This is a genomic window from Micromonospora sp. NBC_01699, assembly GCF_036250065.1.
Lineage (GTDB): Bacteria > Actinomycetota > Actinomycetes > Mycobacteriales > Micromonosporaceae > Micromonospora_G.
In genome coordinates, this window is record NZ_CP109199.1 from 2,619,746 (window position 1) to 2,638,009 (window position 18,264).

Genomic DNA, 18,264 nt, shown 5'->3' on the forward strand with positions numbered 1-18,264 from the left:
TGTCCTCACCCGACCTTCCGAACAGTGTCGCCGTGCCCGGGGCCACCGCCCCGGGCACGGGCGCGGCACCGGGTGTCGCCGTCGAGGCGGTGGGCGTCAGCAAGCGGTTCGGCGCCACCATCGCGCTCGCCGACGCCGGCATCTCGATCACCACGGGTGAGACACACGCCCTGGTCGGCCGCAACGGTGCCGGCAAGTCCACCCTGGTCTCGATCCTGACCGGCCTGCAACGGCCGGACAGCGGCGAGGTCCGGTTCGGTGGCGAGCCGGCACCGCCGCTGGCCGACCGCAACGCCTGGCGGCGGCGGGTCGCCTGCGTGTACCAGAAGTCGACCATCATCCCCACGCTGAGCGTGGCGGAGAACCTCTTCCTCAACCGGCAGACCGAACGCGGGCCGATCGCCTGGCGGCAGCTCCGCCGCCGGGCCGGTGACCTGCTGGAAGAGTTCGGCCTGGCGGTCGACCCGAGCCGGCTCGCCGGTGAGTTGAACGTCGAGCAGCGGCAACTGGTGGAGATCGCCCGCGCGCTGTCCACCGGCGCCCGGTTCATCATCCTGGACGAACCGACCGCGCAGCTCGACGGCGTCGCCATCGAGCGGCTCTTCGACCGGCTGCGCACCCTGGCCGCGGCCGGGGTGACGCTGCTGTTCATCTCGCACCACCTCCAGGAGGTGTACGAGGTCTGCGACACGGTGACCGTGCTGCGTGACGCCCGCTGGGTGCTCACCCGACCGGTCGCGCAACTGGGCCGGGAGGCGCTGGTCGAGGCGATGACCGGGGAAGCGGTCGGCCTGGTGGACGGTGGCAACCGGCCACCGTTTCCGGCGGACGCGCCGGTGGCGCTGCGGGTCGACGGGCTGCGGCTGGCCGACGCGTACGACGAGGTCAGCATCGAGGTGCGGGCCGGCGAGTTGGTCGGTGTCACCGGTTCCGGCAGCAGCGGCAAGGTGACACTGGCCGAGAGCATCAGTGGCCTGCGCCGGGCCGATGCCGGAACGGTAGTGGTCGGCGACCGGGTCGTACCGCCGGGCAGCGTGCCCGCGGCGCTGGCCGCCGGGATCGGCACGGTGCCGCAGGACCGGCACCGGGAGGGGCTGATCCCGCTGCTCAGCATCGCCGAGAACGCCACCCTGCCGATCTCCGGCCGGTTCGGACCGGCCGGGCTGATCGTGCCGAAGCGGCGTGACGCCGCCGCCGAGGCGATGATCGAGCGGTACGACATCAAGGCACCCGGTCCGGACGCGCCGGTGAACAGCCTCTCCGGCGGCAACGCCCAGAAGGTGGTGCTCGCCCGCGCGCTCTCCACCGATCCCCGGGTGTTGGTGCTGATCAATCCGACCGCAGGGGTGGACGTGCGGTCCAAGGAGTCACTGCTCGGCGCGGTACGCGACGCGGCCGCTGCCGGCACCGGGGTGCTGATGATCTCCGACGAGCTCGACGACCTGCGTACGTGTGACCGGGTCCTGGTGATGTTCCACGGTCGGGTGACGCGGGAGCTGGCACCCGGCTGGGCGGACGCGGACGTCGTCGCCGCCGTGGAAGGAGTGGCCGCGGAACAGTCGGCGGCCCCGGAAGGAGCCGAGAAATGACCGGAACCACCACCGCCGTGGCGCCCCCCACGGTGGCCGCCGGACGCCGGCTGCGCCTGGCCCGCATGCGCGACCTCGCGCTGGTGCCCGCGATCCTGGTGCTGATCCTGGTTGGTGCGCTGGTCGATCCGGTGTTCCTCAGCACCGCGAACATCACCAACGTGTTGCAGCAGCAGACCGAGCTTTCCCTGCTGGTGCTGGCCGAGGCGATCATCCTGATCGGTGGGAAGTTCGACCTCTCGCTGGAGTCGACCGTCGGGTTGGCGCCCGCGCTCGCCGTCGCGTTGGTCATCCCGGCGGTCAGCAACGGCCTCGGTACGGACTGGCCGACCACCCTGGCCATCCCGATCTGCCTGCTGATCGGATTGCTGGTCGGCGCGTTCAACGGGGTGCTGATCCTGCGGCTCGGGCTGTCGGCGTTCATCGTGACGCTGGGCATGCTGATCGTGCTGCGGGGTTTGCAGATCGGCATCACCGGTGGGCAGAACCTGTTCGAGCTGCCCCCGTCGGTGCTCTACCTGGGCAACGCGCTGTGGCTCGGGCTGCCGGCCTCGATCTGGATCTGCGGGGCGCTGTTCGCGATCGGCATCGTCGTACTCGGGTTCTTCCGCTCGGGTCGCTCGATCTACGCCATCGGTGGCAACGCCGACGCCGCCCGGGCCGCCGGTATCCGTACCAACCGGGTGGTGTTCATCGTGTTCATGGTGGCCGGTGTGCTGGCCGCCCTGGCCGGGCTGCTGATGACCGGTCGGCTCGGTTCGGTCGCCGCCGCCCAGGGAGAGGGCATGATCTTCACCGTGTTCGCCGCGGCGGTGATCGGCGGGGTGAGCATGGACGGCGGCAAGGGCACCCTGTTCGGTGCCCTCTGCGGCGTGATCGTGCTCGGTCTGATCAACAACATCCTGACCCTGGCCGGGGTCTCCGCGCAGTGGATCCAGGCCATCTACGGCCTGATCATCCTGGTCGCGCTGCTGCTGGCCCGGCTCACCACCGGCAAGGCACAGGACTGAACACCTCCGGCGGTCGCGGGTTCCGTACGTTTCCCGGAACCCGCGACCGCCGGACGCACGCACGCCCGGGGGCTAGATCGGGAAGCGGCCGCGGCGCCAGTGCCAGTGGCGCCCGGCGTTCAGGTGGTCGACGATCGCGCGCTGGAGCACGGTACGGCGCGGCAGCCGGCCGAGCGGTGTGGTCAGGGTACGGAACACGAACCGCAGCGCCTCGACGTCGGCGTCCAGCCCTTCCGGCTTCTCGTAGGGCTCCAGCTCGAACCTCCGCTGGAACCGGACGATGTTCGAGTCACCGGGCAGGTACTCCCGCAGTTGCGGGTCGAGCAGCCACGAGCCGCAGGCGAACGCCGGGTAGTGCTCGTCGGGAAAGTGGCGCGGGAAGAACCTGCGCGCCTCGTCCAGCGACGCCGTGACCGCCTCCGGGGTCAGCGGCCCCGACTCGGGGACGTGCAGGTCGATCGCGGTGCCGCCGCGCTGGTGCTGCAACCGGCCCAGCTCGTAGACGCCGCCGCGCGCGTGCAGCGTCAGCCAGCTCTGCATGACCGGCCAGCCCTCGCGCTGCATCCGCCGGTCGATCGCGAGGTTGCGGCCCAGGTCCGCGAGGGTCACCCGGGACACGGCATCGGCGATGCCATGGTCGCGGTGGTACGCCGTGACGACGTCGACCAGGGCCAGGTACGCGTACACGTAGAGGTGCCGCCAGGCGGGGCCCCGTTCGCGCGGCAGCACCGGACCGGGCGACAGCCAGTCGTGGCCCCCGAGGTCGGCGCGGACCAGGGCGATCGAGCGGTCGAGCAGCCAGCGCAGCTCCGGAGTCCACGGCGGAGAGTCGGGGTCGGGCCAGCCCGCCATGATCTCGGCGGCGTCGTCCGGGCGCACCGCGAGCCGGTCGAGGATCGCGGGCGCGTCGGGCTTGGCGGGCAGCGGGGCCGACGGCCGGTCGCCGGCGAGCCGGTGCACGCGGACGATGTCCTCGACGGGTACGCCCAGCCGGGCGGCGGTGTCGTCCAGGTCCACGCCAACGACCCTACCGACCGGCGGGGTCGCCGCGACAGGCCCGAACTCGCCGGCCTACCGGCGCTCAGCCGCCTCGTCGCCCGCAGACCAGGGACAGGATCAGGATCGATGCCGAGGGCGAAGCCACCGGCCAGGACGACACCGGTCGCCGCGGCCGCGTCCTGGCCGCGGGCCCGGCTCAACCCGGCCACCCCGATCGCCACGACCGGGCCGGCGAGCGGCCTCGTCGCGGGTCAGACCGGGGTGACCGTCGAGGGCTGCTGCCCGGCGGCGTCCGCCTCAAGCTGCTCCGCCTCCCGGTTGGCCCGGTACTGCCGGATCGAGTAGGCCAGCGCCCCCGCCCAGACCAGGTAGATCACCGCGTAGAAGGCATAGCGGGTGCCGTCCGAGGCGTCGATCCAGTCACTGCGCAGCAGCGAGCGGGCGTTGGTCAGGATGATGACGCCACCGACCGCGGAGCCGAGGATGCGCGGCGGGATGTGCCGGACCAGCCAGGCCGCGATCGGCGCGGCGATCACACCACCGATCAGCAGCGCGGCCACCCAGCCGAAGTCGATGTTCTCGCTGCCGATGCCCACCAGGAAACCGAGGCTGGCCGCGATCGCGACCAGGAACTCGCTGGTGTCGATCGACCCGATCACCTTGCGCGGCTCCATCCGGCCGCTGGCCAGGATGGCGGGCGTACCGACCGGGCCCCAGCCACCGCCGCCGGTGGCGTCGACAAAACCGGCGACCACCCCCAGCGGCCCGAGGAACCGCTTGCGCAGCGGCTGACCGAGCCGGTCGCGCGGGATGCCGAAGGCGGTGAACCGGACCAGGATGTAGATGCCGAGCGCGAGCAGGATGAGTGCCATCACCGGCGCGGCGACCTCGGTGGACAGCCCGGAGAGGAAGGTCGCTCCGGCGAACGCGCCGACCGCGCCCGGTATGCCGATCTTCGCGACCACCTTCCAGTCGACGTTGCCGAACTTCCAGTGCGAGGCGCCGGAGGCGAGCGTGGTGCCGATCTCGGCCAGGTGCACGGTCGCGGAGGCGGCGGCCGGGTTGGTGCCGATGGCCAGGAGCAGGGTGGTGGAGGTGACGCCGTAGGCCATGCCCAGGCTGCCGTCCACGAGTTGGGCGCCGAGGCCCACCAGGGCGAGAAGGAGGAGTTTGCGCACGGTGGTTCCTTTCCCTGCGGTCGGTCGCCGAGAGCGGTGCGTGGGGGTTCGGCGCGAGGACAGGACACGAGCGGAGTCGATCCCTACTTAGTTGATAGGGATTGTGAGCGATAGGGATCCCCGGGTCAAGAGCGGTCGATCCCCCATTCGGTCCGTCTCCAACGGCGGTGCGCCGGCACCGGCCCGCCGACGCCCCGCCGGCAGCCGCCGGCTCACCACAACATTCCTCCGACCGGGGTACGCCGAGCGCCGCCGCACGCCTCGTCGGCCACCCGTGCGGACACCACTGCCGATCGCGACGAAGGCCGTACGCGGCTGTGCGCGTACCCCGGAACGGGCTTGCGGTGGGGGAGCCGGCGGCTATCGGGCGGGCGGTGCGGGGGTCAGATTCTGCAACCGGACCTGGCCGCGCGCGGCCAGCCGGCCCTCGGCGTCGGTGATGTCGACCTGCCACAACTGCTGGCTGCGGCCCTGGTGTACCGGGGTGGCCACCGCGGTCAACTCGCCCTCGCGCACCGCGCGGAGGAAGTCGGTCTGGTTCGACACGCCGACCACCCGGCCCCGGGCACCCCACCAGATCGCGCCGCCGATGCTGCCCGCCGTCTCGACCACCGAGCTGTAGACGCCACCGTGCTGGATCCCGTACGGCTGGTGCAGGTCCGGCCGGCAGTCCCAGGTGATCACCACGCGCTCCGCGGTCGCCTCGTCCAGTCGCAGGCCGAGCAGGCCGGCAAAGCCACCGGTCAGTTCGGAAAACTCCACGGCTGCTCCTCCCGGGCGGGCCCGGCGGGCCCCGGCGGTGATCATCCGCCGGACAGCCTACCGGGCCGGTTAACCGGGTGGGGCCGAGCAGGGCCGATGGGGGAGAATCCCTGGCGTGACCGATAGCAGCACCGTGACCGAGAGCAGCGCCTCTCCCACCGGGTCGACCGGGTCGGGACCGCTGATGGACGACCTGCAATGGCGGGGCCTGATCCAGGATTCCACCGGCCCGGACGAACTGCGGGCGCAGTTCGCCGCCGGGCCGGTGACGTTCTATGTCGGTTTCGACCCGACCGCACCGAGCCTGCACGTCGGCAACCTGATGCAGATCACCACCGCGCGCCGCCTGCAACTGGCCGGACACCACCCCCTGCTGCTGGTGGGGGGCGCGACCGGGCAGATCGGTGACCCGAGGGAGAGCGCCGAGCGGTCACTGAACCCGCCCGAGGTGATCGCCGGTTGGGTGGATCGGATCCGCGACCAGCTCTCCCCGTTCGTCAGCTACACCGGCGACAACGCCGCCCGGCTCGTCAACAACCTCGACTGGACCGGCGTGATGTCGGTGGTCGAGTTCCTGCGGGACGTCGGCAAGCACTTCCCGGTCAACAAGATGCTGGCCCGTGAGGTGGTCCGGGCCCGGCTGGAGACCGGGATCAGCTACACCGAGTTCAGCTACCAGCTCATGCAGTCGCACGACTACTTCGAGCTGCACCAGCGGTACGGCTGCCAGTTGCAGTTCGGCGGCTCGGACCAGTGGGGCAACATCACCGCCGGGGTGGACTACATCCGGCGGCGCGGCGCGGGGCCGGTGCACGCCTTCGTCACCCCGTTGGTCACCAAGTCCGACGGCACCAAGTTCGGCAAGAGCGAGGGTGGTGCGGTCTGGCTCGACCCGACCATGACCAGCCCGTACGCCTTCTACCAGTTCTGGATCAACGCGACCGACCAGGACGTCGGCCAGTACCTGCGGTACTTCAGCTTCCGTTCGCACGCCGAGATCGAGGAGTTGGAGCGGGCGACGGCGGAACGGCCGGCGGCCCGGCTGGCCCAGCGGGCGCTGGCCGAGGAGCTGACGACGCTGGTACACGGGGAGGAGGAGACCCGTCAGGCGGTCGCCGCCAGTCAGGCCCTGTTCGGTCGGGGCTCGCTGGACGAGCTCGCCCCGCACACGCTGCGGGCCGCGCTCGCCGAGGCCGGACTCGTACGCCTGACCGAGCTGCCGCCCGTTGCGGTGCTACTCAAGGAGGCCGGTCTGGTGAGCAGCCTGAACGAGGCCCGGCGGGCGATCAGCGAGGGCGGCGCGTACGTCAACAACGAGCGGGTGTCGGATGTGGACGCCACGGTGGCCCCGCAGTCGTTGCTGCACGGGCGGTACCTCGTACTGCGCCGGGGCAAGCGCACCTTCGCCGGCGTCGAGCTGGCCGGCTAGTCGCTTCCGCTGATGTGACGCGGAACGCGCCCGGTGGATTTGACGACCAATCCACCGGGCGCGTAACTTTCTCTCTGCCAGCAGGGCAACGGACGGAAACGGTGCGAACAACACCGCGAGGCCGGATCTGCTGGACAACCTCCAGGCTCTCCAGCGGGCAACCGCGTGGTACGAGTCCGGCGGGCGGAGCGACACGGATGATCTGCTGAGCGGGTCGATTTGGCGTCGCGCATCCGACCGAGTATGGTTGCAGGTCGGCAGGGAACCGGACGACGTGCGGGTGAAACCGCAGACAGGACGGCCTGCACATCCCTCTGGATCTTCTACGGCGGATCACCCGCCGCGACTTTCCATGGGGATGAGTAAGACAAACCGGGAACTTCCGGTTTGACTCGGCGGAAACGACCGGGTAGCGTAGTAAAAGCGCCGGGCGGGAACGCCGGGTGTGAATGTGGGAGTAAAAAGCCCCGGGTTGTGGGCCCCTTGATTGGGGTTGGCGGTTCGGTGTGTGTTTGTTCTTTGAGAACTCAACAGGGTGCTTGATAAGCCAGTGCCAATTATGATTTTACCCCGGCCGGCTTGCTTGTTCTTTTGGGGACAGGTTGGTTTGGTTGGATTCCTTTGGCAACTTTTTTGTTGTCGGGACATTTTTTCCAAGGATTTTTGTTGGAGAGTTTGATCCTGGCTCAGGACGAACGCTGGCGGCGTGCTTAACACATGCAAGTCGAGCGGAAAGGCCCTTCGGGGTACTCGAGCGGCGAACGGGTGAGTAACACGTGAGTAACCTGCCCTAGGCTTTGGGATAACCCTCGGAAACGGGGGCTAATACCGAATATGACTGCTGGTCGCATGACTGGTGGTGGAAAGTTTTTCGGCCTGGGATGGACTCGCGGCCTATCAGCTTGTTGGTGGGGTAATGGCCTACCAAGGCGACGACGGGTAGCCGGCCTGAGAGGGCGACCGGCCACACTGGGACTGAGACACGGCCCAGACTCCTACGGGAGGCAGCAGTGGGGAATATTGCACAATGGGCGGAAGCCTGATGCAGCGACGCCGCGTGAGGGATGACGGCCTTCGGGTTGTAAACCTCTTTCAGCAGGGACGAAGCGAGAGTGACGGTACCTGCAGAAGAAGCACCGGCCAACTACGTGCCAGCAGCCGCGGTAAGACGTAGGGTGCGAGCGTTGTCCGGATTTATTGGGCGTAAAGAGCTCGTAGGCGGCTTGTCGCGTCGACTGTGAAATCCCGCGGCTCAACCGCGGGCTTGCAGCCGATACGGGCAGGCTAGAGTTCGGTAGGGGAGACTGGAATTCCTGGTGTAGCGGTGAAATGCGCAGATATCAGGAGGAACACCGGTGGCGAAGGCGGGTCTCTGGGCCGATACTGACGCTGAGGAGCGAAAGCGTGGGGAGCGAACAGGATTAGATACCCTGGTAGTCCACGCTGTAAACGTTGGGCGCTAGGTGTGGGGGGCCTCTCCGGTTCTCTGTGCCGCAGCTAACGCATTAAGCGCCCCGCCTGGGGAGTACGGCCGCAAGGCTAAAACTCAAAGGAATTGACGGGGGCCCGCACAAGCGGCGGAGCATGCGGATTAATTCGATGCAACGCGAAGAACCTTACCTGGGTTTGACATGGGCGGAAATCCGGCAGAGATGTCGGGTCCTTCGGGGCCGTTCACAGGTGGTGCATGGCTGTCGTCAGCTCGTGTCGTGAGATGTTGGGTTAAGTCCCGCAACGAGCGCAACCCTCGTTCGATGTTGCCAGCGCGTTATGGCGGGGACTCATCGAAGACTGCCGGGGTCAACTCGGAGGAAGGTGGGGATGACGTCAAGTCATCATGCCCCTTATGTCCAGGGCTTCACGCATGCTACAATGGCCGGTACAATGGGCTGCGATACCGTGAGGTGGAGCGAATCCCAAAAAGCCGGTCTCAGTTCGGATCGGGGTCTGCAACTCGACCCCGTGAAGTCGGAGTCGCTAGTAATCGCAGATCAGCAACGCTGCGGTGAATACGTTCCCGGGCCTTGTACACACCGCCCGTCACGTCACGAAAGTCGGCAACACCCGAAGCCGGTGGCCCAACCCTTGTGGAGGGAGCCGTCGAAGGTGGGGCTGGCGATTGGGACGAAGTCGTAACAAGGTAGCCGTACCGGAAGGTGCGGCTGGATCACCTCCTTTCTAAGGAGCACCTGCCCACGAAGGTGGGTCAGGAGCCCGCATCGCCCGAGTGTGGTGGTGGGGTGCTCAGATGGCGGAGACACTGGTGAGTTCACGGCTGGCAACGGCTACTCAATCGCTAGTACAGCTGCGGTCTTTGGATCGTGGTGGGAGTGTGGTTGGTGGTGCGGCTGGTGGTGGATGATGAGCACCCTGTTGGGTCCTGAAGGAACAAACACTGTGTGTTTGTTGTTTCGGGTTGCCAGGCATGGCCTGTCGCTGCAAACGGATCTCCGGAGCCTGGTTTTTTGGGTGGTGGGGTTTGGTGTGGTGGTTGTGGGTTGTGGGTTGGTCGTTTGTTGAGAATTGCACAGTGGACGCGAGCATCTTTGTGGTCAAGTTGTCAAGGGCGAACGGTGGATGCCTTGGCACCAGGAGCCGATGAAGGACGTGGGAGGCCGCGATAGGCCTGGGGGAGCTGTCAACCTAGCTGTGATCCCAGGGTGTCCGAATGGGGGAACCCGGCAGCAGTCATGTGCTGTCACCTGCACCTGAACACATAGGGTGTATGGAGGGAACGCGGGGAAGTGAAACATCTCAGTACCCGTAGGAAGAGAAAACAAAATGTGATTCCGTGAGTAGTGGCGAGCGAAAGCGGATTGAGGCTAAACCGGCTGCGTGTGATACCTGTCAGGGGTTGCGTGGTTGGGGTTGTGGGACTCTGCTGATTCAACTGACATTGGGTCGAGAAGTTATAAAACCAGTTGCTAGCCGAATGGTGTGGGAAAGCCAACCGTAGACGGTGAGAGTCCGGTAGGTGAAAGTGGCTGGTCTTCTGTGGATGTTCCCGAGTAGCGGCGGACCCCTGTAATCTGCCGTGAATCTGCCAGGACCACCTGGTAAGCCTAAATACTTCCTGGTGACCGATAGCGGACTAGTACCGTGAGGGAATGGTGAAAAGTACCCCGGGAGGGGAGTGAAATAGTACCTGAAACCGTTCGCCTACAATCCGTCGGAGCCTTTAGGGGTGACGGCGTGCCTTTTGAAGAATGAGCCTGCGAGTTAGTGGCATGTGGCGAGGTTAACCCGTGTGGGGTAGCCGTAGCGAAAGCGAGTCTGAATAGGGCATTCAGTCGCGTGTCCTAGACCCGAAGCGGAGTGATCTAGCCATGGGCAGGCTGAAGCGTGGGTAAGACCGCGTGGAGGGCCGAACCCACCAACGTTGAAAAGTTGGGGGATGACCTGTGGTTAGGGGTGAAAGGCCAATCAAACTCCGTGATAGCTGGTTCTCCCCGAAATGCATTTAGGTGCAGCGTCGCGTGTTTCTTGCCGGAGGTAGAGCACTGGATGATCTAGGGGGCCTACAAGCTTACCGAAATCAGCCAAACTCCGAATGCCGGTAAGTGAGAGCGCGGCAGTGAGACTGCGGGGGATAAGCTTCGTAGTCGAGAGGGAAACAGCCCAGATCACCAGCTAAGGCCCCTAAGCGTGTGCTAAGTGGAAAAGGATGTGGGATCGCATAGACAACCAGGAGGTTGGCTTAGAAGCAGCCACCCTTTAAAGAGTGCGTAATAGCTCACTGGTCAAGTGGTTCCGCGCCGACAATGTAGCGGGGCTCAAGTACACCGCCGAAGCTGTGGCATTCATATTTTACTTCGCGGGGTTCTTCGGAATCTTGTGCAGGTGTGTGGATGGGTAGGGGAGCGTCGTGCCGCGGGTGAAGCAGCGGAGTGATCCAGTTGTGGACGCGGCACGAGTGAGAATGCAGGCATGAGTAGCGAAAGAAGGGTGAGAAACCCTTCCGCCGGATGACCAAGGGTTCCAGGGCCAGGCTAATCCGCCCTGGGTGAGTCGGGACCTAAGGCGAGGCCGAGAGGCGTAGTCGATGGACAACGGGTTGATATTCCCGTACCCGCGAAAGAGCGTCCGTGGTGAACCTCATTGTGCTAACCATTTGATTCTGCTGGGGCCTTCGGGTTTTGGTGGTTGATTCTGGGAACCTGGTGGGTAGTAGTCAAGCGATGGGGTGACGCAGGAAGGTAGCTGAGCCCGGCCGGTGGTTGTGCCGGGGTAAGCGTGTAGGCCGTGTCGTAGGCAAATCCGCGACGCATATAGGCTGAGACGTGATGCCGAGCCGATTCAGGTGAAGTCAGTGATCCTATGCTGCCGAGAAAAGCCTCTAGCGAGTTCTTAGCGGCCCGTACCCCAAACCGACACAGGTGGTCAGGTAGAGAATACCGAGGCGATCGGGCGAACTGTGGTTAAGGAACTCGGCAAATTGCCCCCGTAACTTAGGGAGAAGGGGGGCCGGAGACGTGAAGCCCCTTGCGGGTGGAGCGTTGTATGGCCGCAGAGAGCAGGGGGAAGCGACTGTTTACTAAAAACACAGGTCCATGCGAAGAAGTAATTCGATGTATATGGACTGACGCCTGCCCGGTGCTGGAACGTTAAGGGGACCGGTTAGCTCTTCGGGGCGAAGCTGAGAACTTAAGCGCCAGTAAACGGCGGTGGTAACTATAACCATCCTAAGGTAGCGAAATTCCTTGTCGGGTAAGTTCCGACCTGCACGAATGGCGTAACGACTTCCCCACTGTCTCAACCACAGGCCCGGCGAAATTGCATTACGAGTAAAGATGCTCGTTACGCGCGGCAGGACGGAAAGACCCCGGGACCTTTACTATAGCTTGACATTGGTATCCGAATTAGCTTGTGTAGGATAGGTGGGAGCCGGTGAAGTCCATACGCCAGTATGGGTGGAGGCAATCTTGAAATACCACTCTGGTTGATTTGGGTATCTAACTTCGGACCGTGATCCGGTTCAGGGACAGTGTCTGGTGGGTAGTTTAACTGGGGCGGTTGCCTCCTAAAATGTAACGGAGGCGCCCAAAGGTTCCCTCAGCCTGGTTGGCAATCAGGTGTTGAGTGCAAGTACACAAGGGAGCTTGACTGTGAGACTGACAGGTCGAGCAGGGACGAAAGTCGGGACTAGTGATCCGGCACTTGCGAGTGGAAGCGGTGTCGCTCAACGGATAAAAGGTACCCCGGGGATAACAGGCTGATCTTCCCCAAGAGTCCATATCGACGGGATGGTTTGGCACCTCGATGTCGGCTCGTCGCATCCTGGGGCTGTAGCAGGTCCCAAGGGTTGGGCTGTTCGCCCATTAAAGCGGTACGCGAGCTGGGTTTAGAACGTCGTGAGACAGTTCGGTCCCTATCCGCCGTGCGCGTAGGATACTTGAGAAGGGCTGTCCCTAGTACGAGAGGACCGGGACGGACGAACCTCTGGTGTGCCAGTTGTCCCGCCAGGGGCACGGCTGGTTGGCTACGTTCGGAAGGGATAACCGCTGAAAGCATCTAAGCGGGAAGCTCGCTTCGAGATGAGGTATCCCACCCATGCAAATGGGGTAAGGCCCCCAGCTAGACTACTGGGTTGATAGGCCGGAGATGTAAGCTCGGTAACGGGTTGAGTTGACCGGTACTAATAGGCCGAGGACTTGATTACTAAGGTGCTACGCGTCCACTGTGTGATTCCCGACAAACGAACAACACCCCAAATATGGTTTGGGTTGAGTTGTTTGTTAAGTCGATAGTGTTACGGCGGTTATAGCGGTGGGGAAACGCCCGGTTACATTCCGAACCCGGAAGCTAAGCCCTCCAGCGCCGATGGTACTGCACTCGTGAGGGTGTGGGAGAGTAGGACGCCGCCGGACAATCTTCCAGTCGAGGGCCGCCCCATCCGGGTCGGCCCTTGACTGCGTTGTTCCGGCATCAGTGCCATGAGGAAGGATGTACCCGTGAGTTCAGGACCGCAGGGCGACGACCGTCAGCGCCGAAACGACGATCGCCCCTACCGCGACGGTGGTCGCGGCGGATCCCCGCGCCGGGATGACCGCCCGCCCTACCGGGGCGATCGGGACTCCCGTGGTGGGTCAGGCGAACGTGGCGGCTACGCCGGTGGTGGTGGCGCTGGGCAGCGGGGCGGCTCCGGCGGCTCGGGCTCCGGCGGCTACCGAGGTGGCGGCCGCAGCGATGGTGGCTTTGGTGGTGGGGACTCCCGTGGCGGATCGCGCGACGGTGGGTTCCGTGGCGGTTCCCGCGATGGCGCCGGTGGCTCCCGTGAGGGTGGCTACCGTGGCGGCCCGCGTGACGGCGCCGGTGGTTCCAGCTCGCGCGACGGCGGTTCCCGCGAGGGCGGTTTCCGCTCCGGCCCGCCGCGTGAGGGTGGCTTCCGGTCGGGTCCGCGTGACGGTGGCGGTTCGCGTGACGGTGGTTTCCGTTCCGGTCCCCGCGAGGGTGGCGGTTCGCGTGACGGTGGTTTCCGTTCGGGTCCGCCGCGTGAGGGTGGTTTCGGTGGTGACCGGGACTCCCGTGGTGGTTCCCGTGATGGTGGTTTCCGCAGTGGCCCCCGCGAGGGTGGCGGTTCCCGTGACGGTGGTTTCCGTTCGGGTCCGCCGCGTGAGGGTGGTTTCGGTGGTGACCGGGACTCCCGTGGTGGTTCCCGTGACGGTGGTTTCCGTAGTGGCCCCCGCGAGGGTGGCGGTTCCCGTGATGGTGGTTTCCGTTCGGGTCCGCGTGACGGTGGTGGTTCCCGTGACGGCGGCTTCCGCAGTGGTCCCCGCGAGGGTGGCGGTTCCCGTGACGGTGGTTTCAGGTCCGGTCCGCCGCGTGACGGTGGTTTCGGTGGTGACCGGGACTCCCGTGGTGGATCGCGTGATGGTGGTTTCCGTAGTGGCCCCCGCGAGGGTGGCGGTTCGCGTGATGGTGGTTTCAGGTCGGGTCCGCGTGACGGTGGCGGTTCCCGTGACGGTGGCTACCGGTCCGGTCCGCCGCGTGAGGGTGGTTTCCGGTCCGGTCCGCCGCGTGAAGGCGGTTTCGGTGGTGACCGGGACTCCCGTGGTGGATCGCGTGATGGTGGTTTCCGCAGTGGTCCCCGCGAGGGTGGCGGTTCCCGTGACGGTGGTTTCCGTTCGGGTCCGCCGCGTGAGGGTGGTTTCGGTGGTGACCGGGACTCCCGTGGCGGTTCCCGTGACGGTGGTTTCCGTAGTGGCCCCCGCGAGGGTGGCGGTTCGCGTGATGGTGGTTTCAGGTCGGGTCCGCGTGACGGTGGCGGTTCCCGTGACGGTGGCTACCGGTCCGGTCCGCCGCGTGAGGGTGGTTTCCGGTCCGGTCCGCCGCGTGAAGGCGGTTTCGGTGGTGACCGGGACTCCCGTGGCGGTTCCCGTGATGGTGGTTTCCGCAGTGGCCCCCGCGACGGTGGCGGTTCCCGTGACGGTGGTTTCCGGTCCGGTCCGCCCCGCGAGGGTGGGTCCGGTGGTGACCGGGACTCCCGTGGTGGATCGCGTGACGGTGGCTTCCGTAGCGGTCCCCGCGACGGTGGCTACCGCTCCGGCCCGCCGCGTGACGGTGGTGCCGGCGGGGATTCCCGTGGCGGCTTCCGACGTGACCAGAACGGACCGCGTCCGGCAAGGGACGATCGCCCGCGTCAGGATGACCGGCGCGGGCCGGCCGGCCCGGCCCGCGAGGGCGGCGGCTACCGTGCCCGCGAGGGTGGCGACCGGGGTCGCGGCGACAGCGGCCCCAACCGGTTCGACCGGGGTACGTCCCGGGACGGGGACCAACTCGGCGGCCCCGACGCTCCTGCGCTGCCCGACGAGATCGTCGCCACCGACCTGGACAACGGCGTACGGGCGGAACTGTTGTCGCTGGCGAAGCCGGTAGCCGACACCGTGGCCCGGCACCTGGTGGCGGCCGGGCAACTGATCGACGAGGAGCCGGCACTGGCGCTGGCACACTCCCTTGCCGCTCGGCGACTCGCGTCGCGCATCGCCGCCGTACGAGAGGCAGTGGGGCTGGCCGCGTACCACGCGGGGGAGTGGCAGACGGCTATCGCTGAGCTGCGCACCTATCACCGGATGAGCGGCAAGCAGACGCACCTGCCCGTACTCGCCGACTGCGAGCGGGCGCTGGGGCGGCCGGAGCGGGCGATCGATCTGTTCCGCGGGGCCGACCGCGAGTCGATGGACCCCGCGCAGGCGATCGAGCTGCTGATCGTGGCCGCTGGTGCTCGGGGCGACCTGGGACAGGGCGACGCGGCGGTGGCAATGCTCCAGGTACGCGAGCTCACCGGTGCGGTCGACGAGCCCTGGGCGGCGCGGCTGCGTTACGCGTACGCCGACGCGCTGCTCGCCGTCGGGCGGCGTGAGGAAGCGCGTGAGTGGTTCGCCCGTGCGGCCGAAGCGGACGAGGACGCCGAGACCGACGCTGCCGAACGGCTGCTCGAACTCGACGGCGTCGTGCTTGAAGGCGACGAAGAGGTCGACGACGAAGACGACGAAGCGGCTGTCACCGACGAAGACGACGACGATGACGACAGCGACGAAGACGACGAAGACGATGACGACAGCGACGAAGACGACGAAGACGATGACGACAGCGACGAAGACGACGAAGACGACGACGACGAAGATGACGATGACGATGACGATGACGATGACGAAGACGACGATGATGATGACGACAGCGATGACGACGAAGATGAAGACAGCGATGACGAGGATGAGGCTGACGGAGTCGAGGGTGGAGCGGTCAGTGGGAGCGCGACGGTGACCGACACCGATTCTGAGTCGACCTCGTCGGAGAAGCGTGACGAGGACAAGTCGGCGGACCGTACCGGACCGGCCGCGTCGTGAGCGTCGTCCAGGGCGAACGGCTGGTCGACGCGTACGATCTGGTCATTTTCGACCTGGACGGCGTGATCTACCTGATTGACCGGCCGATTCCGGGCGCGGTCGAGGCAGTGGCCCGATTGCACCGCGAGGGCAAGCCGGTGGCGTACGCGACCAACAACGCGTCCCGCCGCCCCGCCGAGGTGGCCGAGTTGCTCGTCGGGCTGGGTGTCAACGCCCAGCCCGGCGAGGTGCTCACCTCTGCGGTCGCGTCGGCGGCGGCGCTGGCCGAGCGTCTCCCGGCGGGTGCGCCCGTGCTCGTGGTCGGCGCCGAGGCGCTGCGGGCCGAGGTCCGTGCCGTCGGGCTGGTGCCGGTCGAACGGGCCGACGAGTCGCCGGCCGCGGTCGTCCAGGGGTACGGCCCGCAGGTGGGCTGGACCCAACTGGCCGAGGCGGCGGTGGCGATCCGGGCCGGTGCGCTCTGGATCGCCACCAACACCGACCGCACCCTGCCGAGTCCGCGGGGTCCGCTGCCCGGCAACGGCTCGCTGGTGGCGGTGCTCCGTACGGCGCTGGACCGGGAACCGGACCTCGTTGTCGGCAAGCCTGAATCCGCCCTGTTCGGCACCGCCGCGCATCAGCACGGGGCGCAGCGGCCGCTGACGGTGGGTGACCGGCTGGACACCGACATCGAGGGGGCCGGTCGGGCCGGCATGGACAGCCTGCTCGTACTGACCGGTGTCAGCCGGGCCGCCGACCTGCTCGTCACGCCGCCGTCTGCCCGGCCCACGTACGTGGCACACGACCTGCGGGGGCTGTTCGACGCCGGCACGGTGGTCCGGCTGGACGACCTGCCGACGCCGCAGGGGAACCCGCTCGCTGTTGCCGGAGACGGTTGGGAGCTCACCCTCGACGGGGTGCCCACGCTCACCGGGGCCGGTCGTGCTCTGGACGCACTCCGGCTGCTCTGCGCGTGCGCCTGGTCCGGCCACCCCGTTGGTGCGGTCCGACCCGGGTCGGACGCCGCCGGCACGGCACTGGGCGAGCTTGGCCTGACCGGCGGGCGCTGACCGGCGGGCACGCTCGCCGGCGCGGTTGCACGCGTTGCGGCACACGTTCGCGACCCGGTTGGCCGAGGACGGTGCCACCGCTTCGCCGGCTTGCTCCGCTAGAGCAGTTTGCGGAGTTTGAGCAGGTCGAACGGGTTGGCGTCGACCGACACCCGGCGGGCCGCGAGCGCCTTCGGGATGTCGAGCTGGCCGGCGACCAGGGCGACCAGGTCCTCGCTGGTGGTGGTCAGGGCGATCTTCGCGTCCGGATTGTCGCCGTCGGCCAGGTCCAGCAGTCGTCCGTCGCTGATTCGGCCGTGGAAGGCGTAGTCCAGGTCACTGACCCGGCAGGCCAGGGTCCGTTCGAGGTTGGCGTGGTCCCGGACCTGTGCCGCGTTCGCATCCATCCGCGCTGCCAGGTCGTGCAACGCCTGTCGGCACTCGTCAACGCTGGCCAATGCTCGCCCCTCCTCGTCGCACGCCACGCACGTTCCCCGGCACCGTACCGCACCGGGGGGTGACCGGCGCCCGGTAGCGTGAGAGCCGATAGTCCGACAGCGAAGGGAATCGGGTATGCAGGACGCGTGGCGGGCCTACCTGGAACTGGCCATGGGCGTGACGGAATCGTCCAGGAAGCGGGCCCAGAAGGTCGCCAAGAAGCTGGTCGGTCAGGGCGGTGCCACCGCGGCCCAGTTGCAGGCCCTGGCCGAGGAGCTGAGGTCCACCGGGCTCGCCAACCGGGAGGCGATGACCAAGCTTGTCCGGTTCGAGGTGGAGCGTGCGCTCGGCGCGGTCGGGCTGGCGACGGCGGACGAGGTCGCGAGCCTGAACGACCGGGTCGCCGAGCTGGAACGGGACCTGCGCGCCGCGCGGACAGCGGCCGCCGCCCCGAACGTGGCCCGGCCGGGCGGCGCGGAGCCGGCCCCGGCGGTGCCCGTACCCGCACCCGCGACTCCGGCGAAGAAGGCCGTCGCGAAGAAGGCCGTCGCCAAGAAAGCGGTGGCGAAGACGGTGGTGGACAACAAGGCCGCGAGCCTGGCGAAGAAGGCCGCTGCCGAGCAGCCGCCGCCCGCGACCGCCAAGAAGATCGCCGCGAAGCGGTTGCCCCGGCCGGCTAAGAAGGTGACGGCGGAGAAGCTGCCTCCCGCCACCGGTCCGGACACGCCATGACCAGCGCTCCCGTACCCGGACCGCCGCGTACCGGCGTACCCGGGGCCTTTCGGCCGGCACCGCCCCCGGTCGCCGGTCCGGCCGACCGGGGTGCCCCGGCTGCCACCGACGGTTCCGGGCACCCGGCGGTCGACGCGGCCCTGCACGCCATCGCGAACGCCGCCGACCTACCCCCGGCGGACCAGATCGCCCAGTACGAAGCCGCGCACCATACGCTTCAGGAGACCCTGGCCACCATCGACCAGGCCTGACGGCA

12 protein-coding genes and 3 rRNA genes are annotated in these 18,264 nt (G+C 67.1%); 10 read left to right on the forward strand and 5 right to left on the reverse strand.

What is annotated here, in order from left to right:
- Positions 1-32: 32 nt before the first annotated feature.
- Positions 33-1,589: a sugar ABC transporter ATP-binding protein gene (locus OG792_RS11780; RefSeq protein ID WP_329109429.1), complete on the forward strand. Its 1,557-nt coding sequence runs from the start codon at positions 33-35 to the stop codon at positions 1,587-1,589.
- Positions 1,586-2,599, forward strand: coding sequence for an ABC transporter permease (locus OG792_RS11785; protein ID WP_329109430.1), 1,014 nt, complete (start codon positions 1,586-1,588; stop codon positions 2,597-2,599). Before OG792_RS11780 ends, OG792_RS11785 begins: the two co-directional genes overlap by 4 nt.
- 72 nt (positions 2,600-2,671) lie before the next feature.
- Here OG792_RS11785 and OG792_RS11790 read toward each other — a convergent pair whose 3' ends face one another.
- From OG792_RS11790 to OG792_RS11800, 3 genes are all read right to left on the reverse strand, one after another.
- Positions 2,672-3,616 carry an acyltransferase domain-containing protein gene (locus OG792_RS11790; RefSeq protein ID WP_329109432.1) on the reverse strand — a complete coding sequence of 315 codons (945 nt, stop codon included), beginning with the start codon at positions 3,614-3,616 and terminating at the stop codon, positions 2,672-2,674.
- Between the two features lie 233 nt (positions 3,617-3,849).
- Positions 3,850-4,776 (reverse strand): sulfite exporter TauE/SafE family protein, encoded by a 927-nt coding sequence (locus OG792_RS11795; RefSeq protein WP_329109433.1) that lies wholly within the window; start codon positions 4,774-4,776, stop codon positions 3,850-3,852.
- A gap of 360 nt (positions 4,777-5,136) precedes the next feature.
- Entirely contained in the window at positions 5,137-5,583 is a 447-nt protein-coding gene (locus OG792_RS11800) for a PaaI family thioesterase (RefSeq protein WP_329109434.1), read from the reverse strand.
- A 139-nt stretch (positions 5,584-5,722) separates the two neighbouring features.
- Between OG792_RS11800 and tyrS the strand changes: the two genes are divergently transcribed.
- The 4 genes from tyrS to rrf all read left to right on the forward strand — a co-directional run bounded on the left by tyrS (position 5,723) and on the right by rrf (position 12,834).
- Positions 5,723-6,967: a tyrosine--tRNA ligase gene (gene tyrS / locus OG792_RS11805; protein ID WP_442932465.1), complete on the forward strand. Its 1,245-nt coding sequence runs from the start codon at positions 5,723-5,725 to the stop codon at positions 6,965-6,967.
- 663 nt (positions 6,968-7,630) lie between these two features.
- A 16S ribosomal RNA gene (locus OG792_RS11810) occupies positions 7,631-9,145 on the forward strand.
- A gap of 372 nt (positions 9,146-9,517) precedes the next feature.
- Positions 9,518-12,626 (forward strand): 23S ribosomal RNA (locus tag OG792_RS11815).
- Between the two features lie 91 nt (positions 12,627-12,717).
- Positions 12,718-12,834 (forward strand): 5S ribosomal RNA (gene rrf, locus OG792_RS11820).
- The 16S, 23S and 5S rRNA genes sit together here, the layout of an rRNA operon.
- A gap of 219 nt (positions 12,835-13,053) precedes the next feature.
- Here rrf and OG792_RS11825 read toward each other — a convergent pair.
- Positions 13,054-14,880: a hypothetical protein gene (locus tag OG792_RS11825; protein WP_329109435.1), complete on the reverse strand. Its 1,827-nt coding sequence runs from the start codon at positions 14,878-14,880 to the stop codon at positions 13,054-13,056.
- Between OG792_RS11825 and OG792_RS11830 the strand changes: the two genes are divergently transcribed.
- Both OG792_RS11830 and OG792_RS11835 read left to right on the forward strand, forming a co-directional pair.
- Complete coding sequence (locus OG792_RS11830; RefSeq protein WP_329111220.1) at positions 14,851-15,813, forward strand: Replicase polyprotein 1ab; 963 nt, start codon at positions 14,851-14,853, stop codon at positions 15,811-15,813. The two genes, OG792_RS11825 and OG792_RS11830, sit on opposite strands and share 30 nt — an antisense overlap.
- Positions 15,810-16,859, forward strand: coding sequence for an HAD-IIA family hydrolase (locus OG792_RS11835; protein ID WP_329109436.1), 1,050 nt, complete (start codon positions 15,810-15,812; stop codon positions 16,857-16,859). The genes OG792_RS11830 and OG792_RS11835 overlap by 4 nt, the downstream gene beginning before the upstream one ends.
- Positions 16,860-16,957: 98 nt before the next feature.
- Here OG792_RS11835 and OG792_RS11840 read toward each other — a convergent pair whose 3' ends face one another.
- Positions 16,958-17,296 (reverse strand): alkyl sulfatase C-terminal domain-containing protein, encoded by a 339-nt coding sequence (locus OG792_RS11840; RefSeq protein WP_329109438.1) that lies wholly within the window; start codon positions 17,294-17,296, stop codon positions 16,958-16,960.
- Positions 17,297-17,411: 115 nt separating this feature from the next.
- On the opposite strand from OG792_RS11840, the gene OG792_RS11845 reads away from it, so the two are divergent.
- Positions 17,412-18,008 carry a hypothetical protein gene (locus OG792_RS11845; RefSeq protein ID WP_329109439.1) on the forward strand — a complete coding sequence of 199 codons (597 nt, stop codon included), beginning with the start codon at positions 17,412-17,414 and terminating at the stop codon, positions 18,006-18,008.
- Positions 18,005-18,259, forward strand: coding sequence for a hypothetical protein (locus OG792_RS11850; RefSeq protein ID WP_329109441.1), 255 nt, complete (start codon positions 18,005-18,007; stop codon positions 18,257-18,259). The genes OG792_RS11845 and OG792_RS11850 overlap by 4 nt, the downstream gene beginning before the upstream one ends.
- Positions 18,260-18,264: the final 5 nt, after the last annotated feature.